This window comes from Pseudomonas brassicacearum subsp. neoaurantiaca (assembly GCF_013608025.1).
Lineage (GTDB): Bacteria > Pseudomonadota > Gammaproteobacteria > Pseudomonadales > Pseudomonadaceae > Aquipseudomonas.
The window spans coordinates 1-693 of record NZ_VDLV01000023.1; the positions used below are offsets into that span (position 1 = coordinate 1).

Here is a 693-nt window from a genome sequence, read left to right on the forward strand (position 1 = left end):
TGAACTGGTCAAGTAATCCCGGACACCGATTACGGTGTTTATGCCGCTTTTTGCTCCATGGCTATTGGCGACAGGTAGTTGTCGTAGCTGTGGAGCCTAGTGCGGTTGTAGTACATGAAGAAACGCACCATGTCCGTCTTTGCCTCCTCGATCAGGCCGTAGCCGTTGCGAGGTACCCACTCTGACTTTAGCGTGCCAAAAAAGCGCTCAGTTGGAGCGTTGTCCCAGCACTGCCCTCGATGGCTCATGCTTTGCAAAATGCCGTGGCATGTCAGTTCTTCTTGAAACTTGCGACTGGTGTACTGACATCCTTGATCTGAGTGAAACATCAGCCCAGGAGGACACGTTCGTACTTCTGTCGCCATGCGTAGCGCTTTGCTGACCAAGTTGGCGTCATTAACCAGAGAAAAAGCCCAGCCAATGACCCTGCGAGCATACAAATCAATCACGATGGCCAGATGAAGCCAGCGTTTGCCCACCATCAGACTCGTCACGTCGCCACACCAAACCTGATCGATTGCCGCCGGTTTGAAGTTGCGTTTTAGCCGATTGGGCGCGACAAATGCCTCCACGCCTCTGGATCTGAAGGGGTGGGGCTGACGTTGTTTACTGACAATGTTGGCCTCCCTCATCAGCGCTCGGACAAGGCTCCTTCCAGCTGTTATTTTCTGAGCCTTCAGGCCTTTGCTAATC

1 protein-coding gene is annotated in these 693 nt (G+C 53.0%); it reads right to left on the reverse strand.

Annotated elements, in window-relative coordinates:
- Positions 1-38: 38 nt before the first annotated feature.
- The coding region (locus tag FHK92_RS15105; RefSeq protein ID WP_181288769.1) for an IS3 family transposase at positions 39-693 on the reverse strand (655 nt) is incomplete at its 5' end.